Annotated in this window: 1 protein-coding gene and 1 pseudogene; both read right to left on the bottom strand. The window is 48.5% G+C overall.

Annotation, left to right across the window (positions count from 1 at the left end; genetic code table 11):
- Positions 1 to 328 precede the first annotated feature (328 nt).
- A complete protein-coding gene (locus AB4496_RS24735) occupies positions 329 to 466 on the bottom strand; it encodes a hypothetical protein (protein ID WP_230851898.1) in 138 nt (45 codons plus the stop codon).
- Between the two features lie 185 nt (positions 467 to 651).
- Positions 652 to 880: pseudogene (locus AB4496_RS24730) on the bottom strand (hypothetical protein); the annotation flags it as partial.

The following is an 880-nucleotide window of genomic DNA, read 5'->3' as shown; positions in this document are numbered from 1 at the left end:
GCGGCGAAGCCTCCCTTGCGTGAGGGTTCTCAAATGGGACGGTTTAAAGGAAGTCGCGACAACAAGCCAAAAGGACAGCCTAAGCCAATATCTCAACCCAAAGTACGTCGCCCAGGTAGAAATGTCCCTTCCCCACCAAGAGAGCGCCCTGCTGGTTAGTCGACTTGCGCCACTCGATAACCTTGGCTACTTAGGACAAGAGCGAACAGGGCGTTGCTCGTCTAAAAACACGAACCGCTTGAATACCGCAAACTGTTGGAATATCGAAACAAAATTCAGACAGATTGATGATCTGATGAGTATTTGAGCCGTCACGCATCTGCCGACTTTAGTCGTCATACAGACAAGAGAGTAAAGCCTTAGCCGACGTGCGATGCTCAGAGGTTGTTCCTATCGTCCTTTCTGCTTTCTTTGCGTAGCCGTAGTCTTCTCGCATCTGTTTAATGGTGGTAGTCAGGTCACACACTGATACTCACCCCCTTGCCTCGGTTGCCTTGCTCTAGTATTAAGGCGTTGGTATACCCAAACTCATTCACCAAAATTTCATGAACCTTGACGGCCTTACGGTGGAATCAAAGTCGGTCGAATTCACCCAAATCACGTGCATGGATATGTCAGCGGATACTGTAGAACGCACTTTCATGTGACCCCCTAAGCGCCAAAACGCACATCAAAACAAAACCCTGAGCACTTAAACGTCCCCTCTCCCGTTGTCACAAATCGCAACGCGGGAAACACAGAACCGTAAGTGGTGTAAAGAATGATGTGATCCACTCGCTCGTGAAGAAACCATTCACCAAAGCCAGCACCATTTAATTCGATGAAAAAGTCACGGATTTCATGGAAAGCAAAACGACGCGATCCCAATAGCGGAAACTGC

It is taken from the genome of Vibrio sp. 10N.222.46.A1 (genome assembly GCF_041473595.1).
GTDB classification, from domain to species: Bacteria; Pseudomonadota; Gammaproteobacteria; order Enterobacterales; family Vibrionaceae; genus Vibrio; species Vibrio tasmaniensis_A.
Note: the sequence above shows the minus strand (reverse complement) of the source record. Positions and strands in the feature narration are given on the sequence as shown.